This is a genomic window from Microbulbifer variabilis (assembly GCF_023716485.1).
Classification (GTDB): Bacteria; Pseudomonadota; Gammaproteobacteria; order Pseudomonadales; family Cellvibrionaceae; genus Microbulbifer; species Microbulbifer variabilis_B.
Genome location: NZ_CP092418.1, coordinates 37,156 through 55,803, shown reverse-complemented (window position 1 = coordinate 55,803; position 18,648 = coordinate 37,156). Strand labels below are relative to the sequence as shown.

Annotated in this window: 20 protein-coding genes; 5 read left to right on the top strand and 15 right to left on the bottom strand. The window is 47.2% G+C overall.

Annotated features, from left to right (window positions below; all coding sequences use genetic code 11):
* Positions 1–642, bottom strand: a complete 642-nt coding sequence (locus MJO52_RS00240) for a hypothetical protein (protein ID WP_252084007.1) — start codon at positions 640–642, stop codon at positions 1–3.
* A gap of 10 nt (positions 643–652) precedes the next feature.
* On the bottom strand, positions 653–1,387 hold the full coding sequence (locus tag MJO52_RS00235) for an SURF1 family protein (protein WP_252084006.1): 735 nt from the start codon (positions 1,385–1,387) through the stop codon (positions 653–655).
* 33 nt (positions 1,388–1,420) lie between these two features.
* Here MJO52_RS00235 and MJO52_RS00230 point away from each other — a divergent pair, with 33 nt between their 5' ends.
* Positions 1,421–1,645, top strand: a complete 225-nt coding sequence (locus MJO52_RS00230) for a DUF2909 domain-containing protein (RefSeq protein ID WP_252086046.1) — start codon at positions 1,421–1,423, stop codon at positions 1,643–1,645.
* Positions 1,646–1,698: 53 nt separating this feature from the next.
* Here the strand turns inward: MJO52_RS00230 and MJO52_RS00225 are convergent, their stop codons facing one another.
* Genes MJO52_RS00225 through coxB form a run of 4 tightly spaced genes read right to left on the bottom strand, consistent with a single transcriptional unit; the run spans position 1,699 to position 5,897 of the window.
* The gene (locus MJO52_RS00225) at positions 1,699–2,589 is read right to left on the bottom strand and encodes a cytochrome c oxidase subunit 3 (protein ID WP_252084005.1); all 891 of its coding nucleotides are present in this window, start codon (positions 2,587–2,589) and stop codon (positions 1,699–1,701) included.
* Between the two features lie 5 nt (positions 2,590–2,594).
* A complete protein-coding gene (locus MJO52_RS00220; protein WP_252084004.1) occupies positions 2,595–3,164 on the bottom strand; it encodes a cytochrome c oxidase assembly protein in 570 nt (189 codons plus the stop codon).
* Between the two features lie 18 nt (positions 3,165–3,182).
* The gene (gene ctaD, locus MJO52_RS00215) at positions 3,183–4,733 is read right to left on the bottom strand and encodes a cytochrome c oxidase subunit I (protein ID WP_252084003.1); all 1,551 of its coding nucleotides are present in this window, start codon (positions 4,731–4,733) and stop codon (positions 3,183–3,185) included.
* A gap of 18 nt (positions 4,734–4,751) precedes the next feature.
* Positions 4,752–5,897, bottom strand: coding sequence for a cytochrome c oxidase subunit II (coxB, locus tag MJO52_RS00210; RefSeq protein WP_252084002.1), 1,146 nt, complete (start codon positions 5,895–5,897; stop codon positions 4,752–4,754).
* Between the two features lie 739 nt (positions 5,898–6,636).
* Here coxB and MJO52_RS00205 point away from each other — a divergent pair.
* The gene (locus tag MJO52_RS00205; protein ID WP_252084001.1) at positions 6,637–7,977 is read left to right on the top strand and encodes an MATE family efflux transporter; all 1,341 of its coding nucleotides are present in this window, start codon (positions 6,637–6,639) and stop codon (positions 7,975–7,977) included.
* Between the two features lie 291 nt (positions 7,978–8,268).
* Here MJO52_RS00205 and MJO52_RS00200 read toward each other — a convergent pair whose 3' ends face one another.
* The 3 genes from MJO52_RS00200 to MJO52_RS00190 are packed head-to-tail and all read right to left on the bottom strand — an operon-like array spanning position 8,269 to position 11,458.
* The gene (locus tag MJO52_RS00200) at positions 8,269–9,099 is read right to left on the bottom strand and encodes a hypothetical protein (RefSeq protein ID WP_252084000.1); all 831 of its coding nucleotides are present in this window, start codon (positions 9,097–9,099) and stop codon (positions 8,269–8,271) included.
* Positions 9,099–9,374 (bottom strand): YheV family putative zinc ribbon protein, encoded by a 276-nt coding sequence (locus MJO52_RS00195; protein WP_252083999.1) that lies wholly within the window; start codon positions 9,372–9,374, stop codon positions 9,099–9,101. Before MJO52_RS00195 ends, MJO52_RS00200 begins: the two co-directional genes overlap by 1 nt.
* Positions 9,375–9,409: 35 nt before the next feature.
* Positions 9,410–11,458 carry a M3 family metallopeptidase gene (locus MJO52_RS00190; protein WP_252083998.1) on the bottom strand — a complete coding sequence of 683 codons (2,049 nt, stop codon included), beginning with the start codon at positions 11,456–11,458 and terminating at the stop codon, positions 9,410–9,412.
* 65 nt (positions 11,459–11,523) lie between these two features.
* Between MJO52_RS00190 and MJO52_RS00185 the strand changes: the two genes are divergently transcribed.
* The 3 genes from MJO52_RS00185 to MJO52_RS00175 all read left to right on the top strand — a co-directional run bounded on the left by MJO52_RS00185 (position 11,524) and on the right by MJO52_RS00175 (position 13,623).
* The gene (locus MJO52_RS00185) at positions 11,524–12,078 is read left to right on the top strand and encodes a gamma carbonic anhydrase family protein (RefSeq protein WP_252083997.1); all 555 of its coding nucleotides are present in this window, start codon (positions 11,524–11,526) and stop codon (positions 12,076–12,078) included.
* Positions 12,079–12,103: 25 nt separating this feature from the next.
* Positions 12,104–13,018, top strand: coding sequence for a LysR family transcriptional regulator (locus tag MJO52_RS00180; protein WP_252083996.1), 915 nt, complete (start codon positions 12,104–12,106; stop codon positions 13,016–13,018).
* Between the two features lie 86 nt (positions 13,019–13,104).
* On the top strand, positions 13,105–13,623 hold the full coding sequence (locus MJO52_RS00175) for a hypothetical protein (RefSeq protein ID WP_252083995.1): 519 nt from the start codon (positions 13,105–13,107) through the stop codon (positions 13,621–13,623).
* A gap of 53 nt (positions 13,624–13,676) precedes the next feature.
* Here MJO52_RS00175 and MJO52_RS00170 read toward each other — a convergent pair whose 3' ends face one another.
* The 6 genes from MJO52_RS00170 to MJO52_RS00145 all read right to left on the bottom strand — a co-directional run bounded on the left by MJO52_RS00170 (position 13,677) and on the right by MJO52_RS00145 (position 18,637).
* Positions 13,677–14,087 (bottom strand): hypothetical protein, encoded by a 411-nt coding sequence (locus MJO52_RS00170; RefSeq protein WP_252083994.1) that lies wholly within the window; start codon positions 14,085–14,087, stop codon positions 13,677–13,679.
* Between the two features lie 38 nt (positions 14,088–14,125).
* Positions 14,126–14,947: a shikimate dehydrogenase gene (gene aroE, locus MJO52_RS00165; RefSeq protein ID WP_252083993.1), complete on the bottom strand. Its 822-nt coding sequence runs from the start codon at positions 14,945–14,947 to the stop codon at positions 14,126–14,128.
* Positions 14,944–15,396 carry a hypothetical protein gene (locus tag MJO52_RS00160; RefSeq protein ID WP_252083992.1) on the bottom strand — a complete coding sequence of 151 codons (453 nt, stop codon included), beginning with the start codon at positions 15,394–15,396 and terminating at the stop codon, positions 14,944–14,946. The genes aroE and MJO52_RS00160 overlap by 4 nt, the downstream gene beginning before the upstream one ends.
* A gap of 29 nt (positions 15,397–15,425) precedes the next feature.
* Positions 15,426–16,331 (bottom strand): oxygen-dependent coproporphyrinogen oxidase, encoded by a 906-nt coding sequence (hemF, locus tag MJO52_RS00155; protein ID WP_252083991.1) that lies wholly within the window; start codon positions 16,329–16,331, stop codon positions 15,426–15,428.
* Between the two features lie 28 nt (positions 16,332–16,359).
* On the bottom strand, positions 16,360–16,926 hold the full coding sequence (locus tag MJO52_RS00150) for an L-threonylcarbamoyladenylate synthase (protein ID WP_252083990.1): 567 nt from the start codon (positions 16,924–16,926) through the stop codon (positions 16,360–16,362).
* A gap of 277 nt (positions 16,927–17,203) precedes the next feature.
* Positions 17,204–18,637, bottom strand: a complete 1,434-nt coding sequence (locus tag MJO52_RS00145) for a catalase (RefSeq protein ID WP_252083989.1) — start codon at positions 18,635–18,637, stop codon at positions 17,204–17,206.
* Positions 18,638–18,648 lie beyond the last annotated feature (11 nt).

Genomic DNA, 18,648 nt, shown 5'->3' with positions numbered 1-18,648 from the left:
TTATTTTTCATAGGAGTACTTCAACAGGCGTTTGATATCTTTCAATAGTTGATTACCACTATGTTGGTTGTCATAGATCATCATTGCGAATCCTTCCTGATCTATTAATATTGCTTTAACAGCATCAATTTTTTTATGGTCGGTCAGTTCATGTAGCGTATTTACGCTATTGTCATTCAATCTGAAAATCTTTAGACGAGGATGTTCTAACTGTAGTTTTTCTTTTTTTTCTTCAGTCATGGAATGATGAGTTGCAAGAAGCCTCTCAACTCGGCTGGCTTTCTCACCCAATCGGATATGCACTTGGCGACTGGTATATAATAGTTTTTCACAGTCCTCACCACAGTCTGAAGGACTTATAATGAGATATCTCCACTTTTGGTGTTCCCCCCCAATTAACTGTGTCTCCTCTTCAAGTGAAGATATTTTTAAATCATTAAAATTAATCGGTGGTTGAAGTAACTCACCTTGATTAGTTGTTCCATCAGGTATTCCTACTCCCGTATAAAACACTATATAAGCCGCAACAATCGGTAGAAATACCGATGCTGCAATAGAAAATATCTGTATTTTTTTTGAAGAAGAATTTGCTTTTTTTTCTCCATTTTCTTGCAGAGTGGAGGACCCTTCTCTTCCTTCCATTATCATACCCCTAATTATTTATTTTATTTACTTTTATAAAATTGGTAGCAGTAAAAAGCCAAAGAAAAAATAAAGCTGCAGCCATAGCAAACCATTGAATCGCATAAGCGATATGTCGATCCACGCTGCTATTTACTAATTGCCAATCCGTTATGAGTGCTGATTCTGAGTCAGCACTTAACCTAACAATCCAGTTGTTATTACTGAGCGTCATATTCTGAACAATTTCTTTATTAACATTCTGTATTCTTCGATTTATTATTTTTTCTTTAGTCTCTTTAGATTTTAAGTTTTCAACCGGGTATAAAAACCCATTGATTTTTATCTTATCTTTAGGGTAGTTAACTTCAGGCATTACATCCCGACTAGCTGAAAATGGAATCCAGCCTCGATTTATTAGCCATCTCTGTTCACCAGATATAAAGACTTGAAGAACCTCATACCCTACCTTTCCAGTGCGAGTTCGATTATCCAATAAGAAATATTCATCAGAATAATTTCCATCTAATTTTACAGGCAGGAATTTTTTTAAATTCGTAACTAAATGTAGATTTTCTGGTTGGGATGACAATCTTGAATTGATTTCTAAATCTATGATTCTCTTATCATCAGCTCTACCGAGCTGCCAAAATCCCAACAACACAAAAACTGGAATAAACCCAAAAGAAAACAGGGTGATCGACCAGTTACGAATCAATGATACACTGGTATTATCTGAAGAAACTGATGGTATCTCTACTGTCATGTGCTACTACATAAAATAATGGAAAATAATTATATGTGGCTCAAAATCGTTATAGTCGTTCTTTTTCTCGCGATACTGGTGAGCCTATCCAGTGCTTTATTTTTTCTACTGCGAGATATGGGTGCTCCCCAGTCTAAACGTACTCTTTATGCTTTAGGTATACGGATTTCTCTTGCCGCACTTCTTTTATTAGCCATCTGGTATGGCTTCGAAAGCGGCATTTTGGCTAATACTGCTCCCTGGACAGATAAATATTAGTTTATATCGCCTCAAGTTAATTCAACCTGAGGCGAATCCTATGTACTTATAAATTATGCACCTAGCACATATACAAAAATAAATAAGCCAACCCAGACAACATCTACAAAATGCCAGTACCAGCTTGCTGCTTCAAAGCCAAAATGATCATTGGGTTTGAAATGATGTGCGATTACAGAACGTAGCAACATTATAAGCAGCATTATCGTTCCCAGAGTTACATGAGCTCCATGGAAACCCGTCAACATGAAAAAAGTTGTGCCATAAATGCCTGACTCTAAAGTGAGTCCAAGATGTTGATAGGCTTCATAGTATTCTTGCGCCTGAAGATATAAAAATATGAAACCTAGAAGAACAGTTCCTCCCAGCCACAGATTAAATTTTCCACGCTCACCTTTTTTAAGAAACACATGGGCGAAATGTACGGTAACGCTGGAAGATAAAAGAATTATTGTATTCCAAAGAGGTAAATGCCACGGATCAATAACATCTTTAGGTCCTATAAATTGTGCTGTATCACCATGAGCTGCTGCATCCGGAGTCACATAGAGAGGCCAAGTATTCTCAAACCCCTCCCACAACATGTTGGATATTCCATTATCGCCTTCTCCAGCTAGCCAAGGAACAGAGAAGTTTCTTATGTAGTATAGGGCCCCAAAAAATGCAGCAAAAAACATAACCTCGGAGAAAATAAACCATCCCATTCCCCAGACATAAGATCTCTTTAACTGTTCACTGTTCAGACCAGCCATATTTTCTCTGATTACCGCTGCAAACCAGAACCATAAGACTGCTGCCAAAGCCAGCGCACCGGTAAAGAAAATATAGGAGCTACCACCATTGATCCAATTCGCAGCACCAAAGGCAATTAAAAACAAACCTATAGTGGCAAATATCGGCAGCTTTGATTGTTCTGGAACATAATAACTGCTTTCACTAGCCATGAATTTTATCCCTCTCGCTCGGGCTCGTTATTTTTTTCGATATTTTTAGAAATTCTTTCCGTAACATCGAACAGCGTGTAGGAAAGGGTTATGGTATTTACACTGTTAGGAATCTCGGGATCAACGATAAATCGCAATGGTAACTCTGCCTGTTCACCCGCTTTTAAAATTTGCTGATTGAAGCAAAAACATTCAGTTTTGTGAAAGTATTCCGCGGCTTTAAAAGGAACCAAGCTGGGAATGGCCTGACCGATCATATCCTTTCCAGTAGGATTAAAAGCGATAAAAACGGTATCCATAACCTCACCTGGATGGACTTCCACCGACATTACACTGGGAGAAAACGTCCAAGGCATATTGTCATTATTGCTCGCAATAAACTGGACGGTGATAGACCTGCTGGTATCGATAGCAGCAGGGACCGCTTCGTAACGTCCGCCAGTTTTACCATTCAGACCAGTAATCTCGCAGAAAGCATCATAAAGTGGTGGCATCACGAATATAGCGAACACCAGCATGCTGGCGGCAAGCGCCAGCAATTTCGCAGAAACTTTCGTATTTTCGCTAAATTTCATCGGCATAAGAACCAGAAATTAACGAATAACCGGAGGGGTACTAAAGGTGTGATAGGGAGCCGGTGATGGCACCGTCCATTCCAATCCCTCCGGGTTATCCCATACTTTATCAGTGGCTTTTTTGCCACCCATGACTGTACGTACCACATTAAAGAGGAATACCACCTGAGCCGCACCGAAAAGAAATGCCCCCATACTGGCCATCTGATTAAAGTCAGCGAATTGTAGTGCGTAGTCGGGAATTCTTCTGGGCATACCTGCCAGACCGACAAAATGCATCGGGAAAAAGGTTAAATTCAATCCGATGAAAGCTAACCAGAAATGCACTTTCCCCATAGTTTCGTTGTACATATTCCCTGTCCACTTGGGCAACCAGTAATAAACCCCTGCCGTAATGGAAAAAATAGCCCCAGGAACCAGTACGTAATGGAAGTGGGCAACTACAAAGTAGGTATCATGATACTGAAAGTCCGCTGGAGCAATGGCCAACATCAATCCTGAGAATCCGCCAATGGCAAACAGAATAATAAAAGCTATAGCGAACAACATGGGAGTTTCAAATGTCATGGAGCCTCTAAACATGGTAGAAACCCAATTAAAAATTTTCACACCCGTGGGTACTGAAATCAGCATAGTGGCATACATAAAGAACAGCTCGCCGGCTATAGGCATACCCACTGTAAACATATGGTGCGCCCACACAATCATGCTGAGGAATGCAATTGCAGCTGTGGCATAAACCATGGAACTATATCCAAATAGTGGTTTACGCGTAAAAGTGGGAATGATTGCCGAAATAATACCGAAAGCAGGCAAGATCATGATGTATACCTCTGGGTGCCCAAAGAACCAGAAAACATGCTGGAATAGAACTGGGTCACCACCACCTGCAGCGCTGAAGAAACTGGTACCAAAGTGGATATCCATCAGCATCATCGTCACTACACCAGCTAGTACTGGCATCACTGCGATTAGAAGATAAGCAGTGATCAACCAGGTCCAGACGAAAAGTGGCATTTTCATTAAAGTCATGCCTGGAGCACGCATATTCAGAATGGTCGCTATGATATTAATGGCTCCCATAATGGAAGATGCACCCAGAATATGAATGGAAAATATAAAAAACGTGACGCTCGGTGGTGCATATTCTGTCGACAAGGGGGCATAGAATGTCCAACCAAAGTTAGGTGCTCCCCCCTCCATAAAGAGGGTCGATGCCAACATTGCAAAACCGAAAGGTAAAATCCAAAAGCTCCAATTATTCATCCGTGGTAATGCCATATCTGGAGCGCCGATCATCATCGGGACCATCCAGTTTGCTAGCCCGACAAATGCCGGCATTACCGCCCCAAAGACCATGATTAATCCATGCATGGTCGTCATTTGATTAAAAAATTCTGGCTGTACGATTTGTAGTCCAGGCTCGAAAAGCTCAGCACGTATAATGAGTGCCATACAGCCACCCAGGAAAAACATTGCAAAGCTGAACCAAAGATACAAAGTACCAATATCTTTGTGGTTTGTGGTGTATAGCCAGCGTTTCAAGCCAGTTTGAGGTCCGTGTGCCATGTTAAAATCCCCTAGCGCTTACTGCTTATTCTTAAAATTAAGGATATCAACGGGCTGAACCGTATCGCCCATTTCATTACCAAAAGCATTGCGTTGATAGGTTATCACTGCGGCTATATCCACCTCAGATAACTGTTCTCCAAATGCTTGCATGGCGGGGTTTACCTGTGATCCATCAATGACTATGTCGAGATGGGTATTCAGGGGACCTGTCGCAATTTTTGATCCGGCAATCGCTGGAAATACGCCGGGAACCCCTTTTCCATTTGGCTGATGACAGGCTGCACACATGCTGTTATAGACTTTTTCCCCTTGTGCAAAGAGCTCATCAAAAGTAAAAGTTTTTCCCGTAAGCTCGCGCATTTTTACTGCAGAGGCTACTCGCCCATCCAGCCAAGCGTTGTACTCTTCTTGGGGAACAGCTTTTACAACAATCGGCATAAATCCATGATCTTTGCCACAGAGTTCTGCACATTGCCCGCGATAAATTCCAGGCTCTTCAATACGTGTCCAGGATTCATTAATGAAACCTGGAATAGCATCTTTTTTTACAGCTAAGTCAGGTACCCACCAAGCATGAATCACATCATTGGCAGTAATTAAGAATCGAATTTTTTTCTTAATAGGAACAACTAAGGGTTCATCAACTTCCAATAGATAGTTTGGGCTTTTTGGCTGTTCGTTATTAATTTGGCTGCGTGGAGTTGAGAGATTTGAGAAAAAAGTAACATCCGAACCAATGTAGTCGTATTTCCACTTCCACTGATACCCCGTAATCATGATATCTAGATCCGCTTTATCGGTATCATAGATCTCATAGAGGGTTTTGGTCGCAGGAATAGCCATGAGAATCAGAATGACAGTGGGAATTATTGTCCACACCAGCTCCACAGCTGTACTTTCATGAAACTGTGCAGCCTTGTACCCCTTACTCTTACGATGACGCCACATACTGTAAAACATGACACCAAATACAAGAGCACCAATGGCTACACAAATCCAGAAAATCAGCATGTGTAATTCATAGGTCGTTTGGGCAACTTCTGTCACCCCTTTGGGCATATTGACCCCCCAGCGCTCAACAGCCTGCTCTTCCGCCAGTACGGATTGGACAGATAGCGAAGCGGCCAGCAAGGCGAACAGCCGATCAAAGCCTCTCAACATCGCCTACAGATCTCCGTGGTTGCGGGTTTCCTTCGAAAACCCGAATTTTATTTTTGGCCGCCGGCCTTCACGGATAGCTGAAATAGCCCTGTCTATATACTGTTACAGGGTTAAATCCACTCAATAATTTTGGACATACTGTAGCAACACAAGACTACATACACTGGACGAGGTGACATCCCCGCATTACTGCCGTCAGTGCAACTTGTTATTTTAGTAAAAAAATTTTTACTTCAGATGTCGTCGCCCGGAAGGTACAACCAACAACCTGTGTTTCTTTATTTGTCGCAACTACTGCAGGTACAACAGGAACATATTGTCAATGAAAAGTCAATCAGGCCTTATAGCGATAAATTATGCTCAAACCAACTTCCTGCATAGGAAATTTCAAATAAATTTAATCATTATTTGATGATATAACTCCTATTTTGCAATAAGCTCAAGTTCTGTTGTCCCGGGACGATTAATTTGTATTAAAAAGATTATTTGCGTTGTGCATTCACACAGACTTTCCACTTCAGTACCACTTTATTGCTTGTATAAAATTGCTCTCCTTTATTGCTCCCTTCTGTCCAATCCTGTCTTCAACAATCATCAAATTGAACAATAAGGTATAATCGACAGCTTAGTAACAGATGATTTATATGCCAAAACGGTACTAATCCCTCTTAAAATACATCAGACAAAACTCCAAACTGATACGTTTTTTTCGTACAGTTATTAATCATAAGTAGCCCCTATGAAGTACCTAACAATTGATACAAGAAGCATGAGACGGGTTTGGAATCTTGCCTGGCCTATGATTCTTAGTAATATTTCAGTTCCTTTACTTGGGGCAGTAGATACCGCAATTCTCGGTCACCTTTCTTCGGCCGTTTACCTCTCTGGAGTAGCCATTGGCGCAAGTGTTATGACAATGCTGCTTTGGGCCTTCGGTTTTCTTCGCATGGGCACCACTGGTGTCGTTGCACGCAGTCAGGATGGTGGTGTTGAATGGTTGCTAAGAGCAATACTATTAGCAATAGCATTAGGGGCACTACTTCAGATTATTACCTATCCTTTGCTGGACAATATTGCTGGTTGGATGAATGCCAGTAGCGCAGCCAGCCCACATGCAGTGGCTTATTTACAGATTCGTCTGATAAGTGCTCCTCTTGCACTAGTTAACTTTGCCATATTGGGTTTCTTTATAGGCCGACAGGATAGCCGGGCTCCACTATATATTTTGCTAGCAGCAAATATACTCAATATCCTTTTGGATTTTCTTTTTATTCTCGGTCTTGGTTTAGGGGCAAAAGGCGCTGCGATAGCCACAGTTTGTGCTGACACTTTCGCCTTGCTGATGGGATTATTTTTACTTAAGCGTGTTAATCCTAAAATTTGGATAGCATTAAAAAAGTGTCTTCAAACCCCTCAATTTCAACCATGGATAGAGTGGAAGCCTTGGTTTGAGTTACTACAAATCAATACAGATTTATTTATTCGCACCTGTCTGCTGTTATTAACATTTACATTCTTTACTGCTCAAGGGGCCGCCCAAGGAGACTCCACCCTTGCAGCCAATGCAATATTATTACAACTATTAATGATGACTTCTTACGCGCTGGATGGCTTTGCCCATGCAACTGAGGCATTAGTAGGTGAATCAATAGGAAAAAAATCAAAAAAACTATTTCAGGAAGTGGTCAATGCCGCAGGCATTTGGGCTTTAGGAAGTGCACTCTTTATTACTCTATTGTTGATATTTTGTCAGCCAATAATAATAAAGTTGTTTACAGATCTCTCTAGTGTGATCCAGCAAGTAAATAACGTTTATTGGTGGCTTTGCGCTCTGCCGCTATTAGCCGTATGGAGTTACCAACTTGATGGTGTTTTTATTGGCGCCGGAAAGAGCCGACAAATGCGCAATACTATGTTTATAGCTACTATTCTAATTTTTTTCCCAAGCTGGTGGTTAACTCGAGATTGGGGAAACCATGGCATATGGTTTAGTCTTTTTTTGTGGATTGGCGCACGATCTTTAGGCCTTCTTGCTTACTTTCGATACTACACTGTAACCGACACATGGATTAAGAAATAATTTATTACTTTTATAAATTAAATTTTAGAGGGCTTCTGGCTTGTAATAAGCTGAATTATTCAGCTGAATTATTCAGCTGAATACAGAATAGAGTAGTATGATACTGAATTTATATCGGAGATGATGTACAAAAATTGTTTAGACTGAAAACCATTAGAAAATCAATGTTTAAACATTTTTTAGGAGTTTTATTAATCTATGAAACTCATGGCTTCAGGAAATAAAAACAATAATCTCGGGATGACAAATATTGAGCGGGAACAATAATGTATTAATGCCCGCTCACAATTTTTAAAATCCCGAAGCTCTTATCTGCTTACTGTCCAAAATCTGAGTGTAGTTGGAAAAGAACTCGCTTTCTCCTTGTAAAATTGCTCGATTCAAAATATCAATTTTGCTTCTTAGAGAGCGATCATAAAAATAAAGACTGCCACTACGCACAGTGTAAGCTTTCGGATTTTCGGCCATCAACTTATAAAAGGTTGATAATCTTTCAAGATATACATTGGCATTATTAAGTGAAAAATCCCCTTTCTGATAATAGTCCAGAACTTCTGTGTTTATTTGTTTTTGAATAAATGCTTTTTCTTCATCAGAAAATCTATAAACTTTCATCTGAGTACTTATATCACTGCGTAAATCTTTCAGGTATCTATCTGCTGCCTGTGCTGACTCTCTCAGTGCACCAATAGTTTTCTTACGTTTTCTCAGTGACTTTCTACTTTTAAACGTAGCAGCATCTGACATTTCAAATGAAGCGAGGTCGGCAAGCGGTCTGAAAATAGTAATATGTTGTAAATTGCTATTTCTTGTTAATTTATTACAGATATCGACAGCATACTCCCATTTCTTAAAGGATTTTCCCTCTAAAATCTTTTCCGGTAGCCCTTCGACACTCTCATTAAGTGATCGCTGCTGTTGCAGAACAAAGCCTGGATTCTTGTGCCAATCATTTGCCTGTAAACGAAATAGGCTGAGAAGTCCTTGGTTGACGCAACTGGCCAATAGATGTGAGGTCTGCTCCAGTTGCTGTTTCTGAATTTTTCGATAATGATTTAGGCCGTACAAGCCAGCAATAATTGCAATGGCAAGCACGGCTATAACTACAATTGCCTTTTTCACTACTTATTTTTTTTGGTAGGTTGAATAAATTTTACCGGTTCTTCACTCGCCTCTTTTCCCTGCCCGGTACTAACCCGGGTTAATAGCTCAGAAGGCGCGGACTGCAGGCGTATTTCATCTTTAAATCCGCAGGAAACACACTCACGAAAATTTTTTCCATCCTCCTGGTAATTGACTATACGATCCATCTCGCTACAGCGTGGGCAAACAGCGCCAGCAATAAATCGTTTTTTGGTTTTTTTGGAATGCCCACCGGAATTTTCCTGATCGACCATAGTTACTGCTCAACATGCATGACTTAACGGCCTTTTCAGGCCGGGCTGATATTTAATTCAAGCTGCTCAATACCTGAGTGACGCAATAGTGCATCAACATCGGGTTTTCTACCTCGGAATTCTACAAACAGGTCTAAAGCATCCCGGCTGCCACCCTGTTCGAGGATAGAATGCAAAAAACTCTCGCCAGTTGCACTGTCAAAAATACCCTTTTCTTCAAATAGTGAAAAGGCGTCTGCTGAGAGCACCTCTGCCCACTTATAGCTGTAATATCCTGCAGCGTAGCCACCGGCAAAAATATGGCTAAAACCATGCTGGAAGCGATTTTCCTTAGCCACAGGAACTACAGCCACCTCGGTGCGTACCTCTGACATCAGCTGCTGAATTTTCTGTGTCTCCATCACTTCTTCACTGGCGTGAAGTCGAAAATCAAAAATTGCAAACTCCAGTTGTCGCACAGTGAACATAGCGGACTGGAAATTCTTTGCCGCAAGCATTTTTTCTAGTAATTCTGCAGGCAACGGCTCTCCAGTTTGGTAATGAGAAGAGATCATGGCGATCGCCTCAGGTTGCCAACACCAATTTTCCAGGAACTGACTGGGCATTTCTACCGCATCCCAGGCCACACCATTGATACCCGAAACCGCCGCTATAGCAATTTGCGTTAGCATGTGATGCAGGCCATGGCCAAACTCGTGAAACAAGGTAGTGACTTCGTAATGTGTTAGCAGAGAGGGCATATCTCCTACTGCGGGGCTAAAGTTACACACCAGATAAGCGATAGGCAGCTGCAAGCCCTCTTCACCTTGGCGACGTGTGGCAACAGTATCCATCCAGGCACCCCCACGCTTTTTCTCTCGCGCGAAGGCATCCAGATAAAAGCCCGCGATACGTTCACCATTGCGATAAAGCCAGAAAAACTGTACATCTTTATGCCAGGTTTCCACAGTAGTGTCTTCCTGCACAGCAACTCCAAAGAGCTTTTCCACTACGGCGAATAAACCTTCCAGAACCTTGGCATAAGGGAAGTAAGGGCGTAGCTCTTCCTGGCTAATGGCATAACGCTGCTGCTTGAGTTTTTCCGCAACCCAAGCAATATCCCAAGGTTGAAGCTCTTCTAACTTATACTCTTCGCTGGCAAATAAGCGTAATTCAGCCATTTCCCGCTCGGCTGCGGGCTTGGCTCTCTTCGCCAGGTCATTGAGAAACTCCAATACGCCTTCGCAATCTGGCGCCATTTTACTGGCCAGAGATAACTCGGCGTAATTAGCCATTCCCAATAGCTGGGCCTGCTCTGCGCGAAGTGCCAAGATAGATTCCATCACTCCTGAATTGTCGAACTCTCCAGCGTTGGGCCCAACCTCAGAGGCACGGCTCACAAATGCGGTATGCACCAACCGGCGCAACTCTCGGTTCTCCGCATGAGTCATTACCGCCAAATAGCTCGGACCCTCTAGAGTGATCAACCAACCATTTTTGCCTTTTGTGTTTGCCGCACTTTTCGCCGCCGCTATAGCGGTTTCCGGCAAGCCAGTTAAATCTGCCTTATCTTCCGTATGCCAGGTCCAGGCATTGGTAGCATCCAAAACATTGTTGGCGAACTGGCTGGAAAGTTCAGCCAGGCGCTTGCTGTTGGCTGCAAAGCGCTCCCGAGCTTCACCCTCCAGGCCGACCCCACTCAATTCGAAATCCCGTAAACCCAACTCTACAGATTTCTTTTGCGGCTGCGGCCAGCTCACAAATTCCGGCGAGGCCGCCAGCTGTTGATACACCTCGTACAATTCGCGGTTTTGCCCTTGCTCAGTCCAATAGGCAGTTACCTGAGCAAGCGCCGCTTCATAGGGCGCTCTCCATTCACCACTCAGTACACTGTTGAGATGACTGATCGGAGAGAAGGCCCGGTTGAGTTGATCCTGAACCTGTTCAAGTGACTGCAAGGTGCTCTCCCAGCCAGGGTTCTCTAAGCCTCTTTGTAACTGCCCTTGGCAGTCTCCGATGAGTTTTGCAATGGCAGGCTCAACCTGCTCGGGCTGCAGCTGGGTGAACGGTGGCAGAAGAGGGATATTCAACAATGGATTGGACATACGGGACCCTGTGCTCGAAATAGGATACAGCTATGATAGAGGATTCATTGTACAGGAGCTTCTTTATGTCCCCACTGCGCAGCCACAACGACTCTGCGAGCGAGAAATCCCCGCAACTTGGCCATCGTGTTTTTGTTGACCCACAGTCAGCTGTGATTGGCGATGTCACTCTGGGTGATGATTGCTCTGTATGGCCAATGGCGGTGGTACGCGGGGATATGCATCGAATTCAGATAGGTGCCCGTACCAGTGTCCAAGACGGTGCAGTATTACATATCACTCATGCGGGGCCGTTTAATCCCGAGGGGTGGCCACTGACAATCGGCGAAGACGTCACAATTGGCCACAAGGCCTGCCTGCATGGCTGTAGCATCGGCAACCGGATTTTGATCGGTATCGGCGCCATAGTACTCGACGGTGCGGTTATAGAAAATGAGGTCGTTTTAGCAGCCGGCGCGTTGGTACCACCAGGAAAAACCCTGGAGAGCGGTTATCTCTATGTGGGTTCCCCCTGCCGCAAAGCCCGCCCGTTATCCGACAAGGAAAAGGCGTTTTTTAGCTACTCTGCGCAAAATTATGTGAATCTGAAGGATCAATATCTCCGCCAGGATATTGAATAACTCATCGCCGGGCGATTCGACACTCATGCTCAATCTGAATACTGATCAATTGCATACTTTTGTACGCGCCTGCGAGCTGGACTCTTTCTCCGCTGTTGCCCGCGAACAGGGGCGTGCTCAATCCTCGGTAAGTGCCTGTATTCAGAATCTTGAGCTGGACCTGGGACTCGCCCTTTTCGACCGTAGCGGAAAATTCCCACACCCCACAGCTGCGGCCATGGCCCTGTTGCCGCTTGCCCGCCAAGCGCTGGGACAGCTGCAACGTTTTCAGCAGGCTGCGGACTCCTACCAGCGCGGCGAGGAACCCGTGCTGCGTATCCTGTTTGAGGAGTTGGTGATGCCCGATCGCCTCAACGATGTACTGGCAAGCTTCAGCCAGCATTTTGCCCACACCCAGCTGCAACTGCGCAGTTCCAGTCATCATCAGGCAGTGCAGAGTATCGCCAAAGGCGAAGCCGATTTTGCGTTTGTGACAAGCGGCGGCAGCTACCCGAGCGCACTAGAGTTCAACACACTTGGACGCCAACAAATTCTCTGCCTGGCCACACCGGACCATCCACTGGCGCATCAGCAGCCTAGCTCTCTGCGTGAGGCCGCGCGCCACCGGCAAATAATCGCAGCCATGGAGGAGGGCCAACAACGCTGGCAGCTCTCGTCGCAGGTCTGGGTCTGCGACTCCCTGCTACAGGCCCTGGATCTGGCCTGCAAAGGCATAGGCTGGGTCAACGCGCCCTATGAGCTGGCTCGCCCTTTCCTGAAGAGTGGAAAACTGGTGGAGCTGAAACTCACCAGCGCACTGAGCGCCTGGAGCCTGGATGTCGACCTGTTGTGGTCGGCAAAAACAGCTCAAGGCAAAGCCGGCCTTTGGTTCGCCCGGGAAGCTCGGCGTCTATACGGTAATTATTACAGCCCACCTATCGATAAGTCCGATAGTTATTAATTTTTATCTAACAGCAATACCGATAAAACTTGGCTGCAGGGCCGAGGAGGTCCGACTTTCTATCACCGGCAATAGGAGCCATAGAGATGACAGAACAGCAGCAGCTGCAAGAAATGGATGCCTTCTCCAAGAAATATCGTTACGACATGGAGTATCTAAAAGAGTTTTTACGCTCGTCTCCAGAGGGCTTTGAAAAATTTGTACAGTTCCAGCCCCTGTCAATGCACCGGGAATTCTTACCGCTGGAGGTTTTTTGGGTGAGCAAACTGGCCGCCATGCAGGTGGCGGACTGCGGTGCCTGCCTGCAATTGAATGTGCGCATGGCGTTGGAAGCCAATGTCGCTCCGCAACTGGTAAAGGCCTGCATTCAGGGCGGCAGTAATTTACCGGAGCCTCTCAAGGATATTTTTGACTTTGCCACCGCGCTGGCCAGTTACAAAAACATTGATCCGTTGTTGGACCAGCGTATCTCTGAGCAGCTGGATAAAAAACAGCGAATCGAGCTGGGCGTCAGCGTCGCCACCGCCTCTGTATATCCCACCATCAAGAGAGCTATGGGCCACACCCAGAGCTGTAGCCTTATCGAAATTGAGTTTGAGGCCTGATCGGAGCAGCCGCCGCAGTCACTTGCGGCGGTGCCTAACTGGCCTCAGTTACTTTACTTACCTTGTAGTCGCAGCAGCGCGGATGCGGCAATACCGCCAATAGCACAGGCGAGAACGATCACTAGCGGAGTCATAGTTCCCAGCACAAAAGCGCCATAGTCATAGCCACGCTGGGGCAGGAGGTAGAACAGCAAGAAAGCGGCAGGTAGCAGTGACAATAAAGCACCGCGCAATAGCCAAGCATTGCGCCAGGGGAGCAAGAACAACAGACCGCAGAGCCCGCCCCAAACGATACGCTGGTATAGATAAGCGTTACTGAGGTGCGGTGCCAAGTCTACCCCCAACCAGCGGGTAAACCCGTAGCTGCCCATAGCCCACAGACCCAGGGCATAACAAAGGCCGCCGAAACAACCCACCGCAAAGCACATAGAGAGATTACGCAACCACTCGCGCACAGCCAGCATCCTCTTAATTTTTGTTGTTATAACTTCAGCCGCATTAATCAGGCTGTTAGTGTTCGCCGCAACTGCGCCAGCACCGGCTCAACACGGGGCTTCACCCCGCGCCATAAATAGAAGGCTTCCGCGGCCTGCCCCACCAGCATGCCGAGACCATCAGCTGCTTCAACCCCCAGTTCACGGGCCCAGTGTACAAAAGGCGTCGGCTTTGCACCGTAGACCATGTCATAGGCCCGACCAGTGCTTGTAAAAAGGTGTTCAGGCAGGGGGGGCAACTGGTTACCCAGGCTCGCCGAACTGGCATTGATAACCAGATCAAAACCTCCACACAGCTGATCCAGTCCGCCTGCAGTCATAGCCCCATAGTGGGAAAACTCATCTGCCAACTGACAGGCTTTAGCGGCGGTGCGGTTAGCGATATGTAGCTGCGAGGGATGCTCAGCCAGCAGCGGCAATAGGGCTCCGCGGGCGGCGCCACCGGCCCCCAGAAGTAACACCCGCTTATCCTGAATTGTCCAACCCAGATTGTTGCGGATATCTGAAACCAAGCCGGCGCCATCGGTATTGTCGCCCAGCAGATTTCCACTCTCTCCGTATACCAGGGTGTTCACCGCACCGGCAGCGGCCGCGCGCTCGGTAAGCGCATCAGCCAGCTCGCAAGCTTCAAGCTTAAATGGCACTGTCACATTGAGGCCGCGCCCACCCTCGGCAAAAAAGGTTTGTGCCGACTCAGTAAAACGATCGAGAGGGGCAAGTAGCTTTTCGTATACCAGGTCCTCACCGGCCTGGGCGGCAAAGGCGGTGTGAATTTGTGGAGACAGGGAGTGGTCGACGGGATTGCCTACCACTGCATAGCGGTCACTCACGACTGGGCCCTCTTGCGCGCCCTGGCCGCCTCGCGGATCTTGGCACTTTCATCGACCAGTACTAAAGCGTCGACTTTAAGGCCCTGCTCGGTATCTGTGAGCAGGTAACGTGTGTGTGAACTGTAGAGTTCGAGGGTCTTATCGTCCTCTTCTCTGTGATGTAACAGGGTCCAGCGTACACTGGCCAAGCTGCTGTAATCATTCAATTCGATGATTTCAGTGACAGTGCCGAGTATCTGGCATACCTCCAGGCGCTTATAAGCGTTGAGCAGCTTCTCAACCTGCTGCACGAAGGCGCCGCGATCTACCGCCAGTTTGTTGCCATCTTCACGGTAATAATGCAGAGGAAAACGGTAATAGTCCGCTATCTGTTCCGCATCCCCGGTCTCAAAGTGACGCCTGTAATCCAAAAATAGCGAGTTGATGGCTTCCAATCGCGTTTGTTGCACAGCGAACCTCCGTAGTGCGTGACCTGGGGTTATACCCAGTCCCTATGCGGCAGAAAATCCGTGTAGAGTTTTTCCTCCGCCGAACCTGCTTCTGGGTGCCAGTCGTATTTCCAACTCACCAGCGAGGGCAATGACATAAGGATAGATTCGGTGCGCCCACCGCTCTGCAGGCCAAACAAGGTGCCGCGATCGAATACCAGGTTAAATTCCACATAACGGCCGCGGCGGTAAAGCTGGAAATCCCGCTCGCGTTCGCCGTAAGACGTATCCTTGCGCTTTTGAATAATGGGCAGGTAAGCATCCAAATAACTATCACCCACGGCGCGAGTTAGGGCAAAGGCGTTTTCAAAACCACCCTCGTTAAAATCATCGAAGAAAAGGCCGCCTACTCCGCGGGCCTCATCACGATGCTTCAGGTAAAAATACTTGTCACACCACTGCTTGAAGCACGGATAGATCTCTTCACCAAAGGGCGCACAGGCGCTCTTTGCAGTATTGTGCCAATGCACCACATCCTCTTCGAAACCGTAGTAAGGAGTGAGGTCATAGCCCCCGCCAAACCACCAGATCGGCTCGGCGCCAGGCTTTTTGGCCACGAACAGGCGCACGTTGGCATGACTTGTGGGTACATAGGGGTTGCGCGGGTGGATCACCAAAGAAACCCCCATCGCTTCGAAAGAGCAGCCAGCCAACTCTGGGCGGCTGGCCGTGGCAGAGGGCGGCAGGCCGTCACCATAGACGTGCGAGAAATTGACCCCACCTTTCTCGATTAAATTTCCCTCTTCCAACACCCGGGTTCTACCGCCCCCGCCGCCGGGCCTCTCCCAGGCGTCTTCGTGAAACTCCAGGCCGTCCTCGCTACCCAGCGCGCTGCAGATTCGATCCTGTAGATCCAGCAGGTAGCCCTTTACTTCCTTGGTATCAATATCACTCATTGGGAAACACTAACTCGTTTTAAAGAATTCATCCGCCCGCCCGCAACTGCTCTCCGCTGAGCAGGTCGCGAATCTCACTAGGGGAATTTCGGCCCCCGGTGGAACCACCGCCGACATAGTCGAGGGCATCACCAAAATAGCGAAGTACCTGGTACTTGTGCCGAGCAGGTTGACACCCCGCCGGATTGGCAGAAGTGGATACGATAGCACCGCCAAAAGCCCTTGTTAACGCAGCGGTAAAAGAGTGGTCGGTGTGACGCAGGGCCACTGCGGGATGGGCGCCACAGACCCAATAGGGTATGCGGTCGCGATGGGGCACCAGCCAAGTCACGGGTCCGGGCCAGGTTTCCCGCATCTTTTCGCGCTGCTCGGCGCTGAGTGGGTCGAGCAGCTGACTAAAACTTTCCTCCTCACCGGAAACCAGGATCAGACCCTTTTCCAGTGGGCGGTTCTTCAGGCGCAGCAGGCGCCTTACGGCCTGCAGGTTATTTGGATCACAGGCGAGGCCCCACACGGACTCGGTGGGGTGCGCGATAACACCGCCCGCCGCAAGAGCACGGGCAGCCTTCTGTACAGCAAGCGGAGAGTACCTCATGACAGTATCGCTGCTACTTCGCTTCGCACTGCTGAATGTCTAACTTCTCCTGTACACCGAAGGCGGCTTTCATAACTGGCAGATCGGGGCCGGCCCCCATCAGGATCGCTACAAAAGGCTTGCTCATTTCAACTCTCTCAACTGTCAAAGTAGGGACAAGCGCCAAAATCTAGCGGATTGCGCAACCATGCACAAGGTGTTGCCAAACGTCTCCACAGAAGCCGTGGTTTATCGACAACCCTTCTTTAAATGATCGGTAATGAAATTTTTGTCCAGCTCACAATGCAGCTTTAACACCAGCAGCATAATCCGGATGCACCTTGTGAAACTCAGTCAATTGTCGCTGTACTATCTCATCCGGAACTCCGGCCATGGCTCTGGCAATATTGCCAAAGAGTCTCTGTTTTTCGGCGTCATCAAAAAGATTGAAAAGCGCACGCACTTGGCCGTAATCATCGTTGCCCTCACGATGATCGTAGCGATCGGCAGCACCGGAAAGCTTTAGTGGCGGCTCCTTGGCACTGGAGTCTTGCTGCGGGCCGTTGAAACTGTTGGGTTCGTAATAAGCATCGGGATTGCCTGTGCGAATCCCGCTGGTATTCATCTCGCCGTCTCGATAGTAGTTATGCACTGGGCATTGAGGTGCATTTACAGGAAGACTCTCATAGTGAGTACCCAAACGGTGGCGATGGGCATCGGCATAGGAAAACACTCGCGCCTGTAGCATTTTATCTGGGGAGAAACTAATGCCCGGTACTACGTTTGAGGGAGAGAAGGCTGCCTGTTCCAGTTCGGCAAAATAATCATCGGGGTTGCGATTCAACTCCATTTCGCCAATCTCAATCAGCGGGTAATCCCCATGTGGCCACACTTTGGTGAGATCGAAAGGGTTGTAATTTGTCTTGGCAGCATCGGCCTCAGGCATTACTTGTAGCTGTAGACTCCACTTGGGATAGTCACCCTTCTCAATCGCACCAAACAGGGCTTCCTGATAACTCTCGCGAGTGCGGCCAATCACTGACTCCGCTTCGGCATCGGTATGAAATTTGTGCCCCTGGCGGGTCTTGAAGTGGAACTTCACCCAGAAGCGCTCGCCACTACTGTTCCACAGAGAGTAGGTGTGGGAGCCGTAACCATTCATATGCATAGGTGAAATTGGCAGGCCGCGATCTGAAAACAGGATCGTAACTTGGTGTAAGCTCTCTGGAGATAGCGACCAAAAATCCCACATGGCTGTTGGGGAGCGTAAGTGCGTGCGGGGATGACGTTTTTGCGTGTGGATAAAATCGGGAAACTTATAGGGGTCGCGTACGAAGAAGACCGGGGTGTTATTGCCCACCAGATCCCAGTTGCCGTCTTCTGTATAAAACTTGAGGGCAAAGCCGCGCACATCGCGCTCGGCATCCGCCGCTCCCAACTCTCCGGCTACAGTGGAGAAGCGGGCTATCATTGGTGTTTCAGCACCGGGCTGCAATACCTTGGCGCAGGTGTACTTGGCAATATCTCCACTAATCCGCAGAGTACCGTAAGCTCCCCAGCCCTTGGCATGTACCGTGCGTTCGGGAATCCGCTCACGGTTTTGATGAGCGAGCTTCTCCAGCAGTTGATAATCCTGCATCAATAGGGGGCCACGTGGTCCGGCGCTAAGGCTGTTTTGGTTATCCGCGATGGGTGCGCCAGCATCCGTGGTGAGCTTGGAATTATTCGCCATGACTTGCCTCC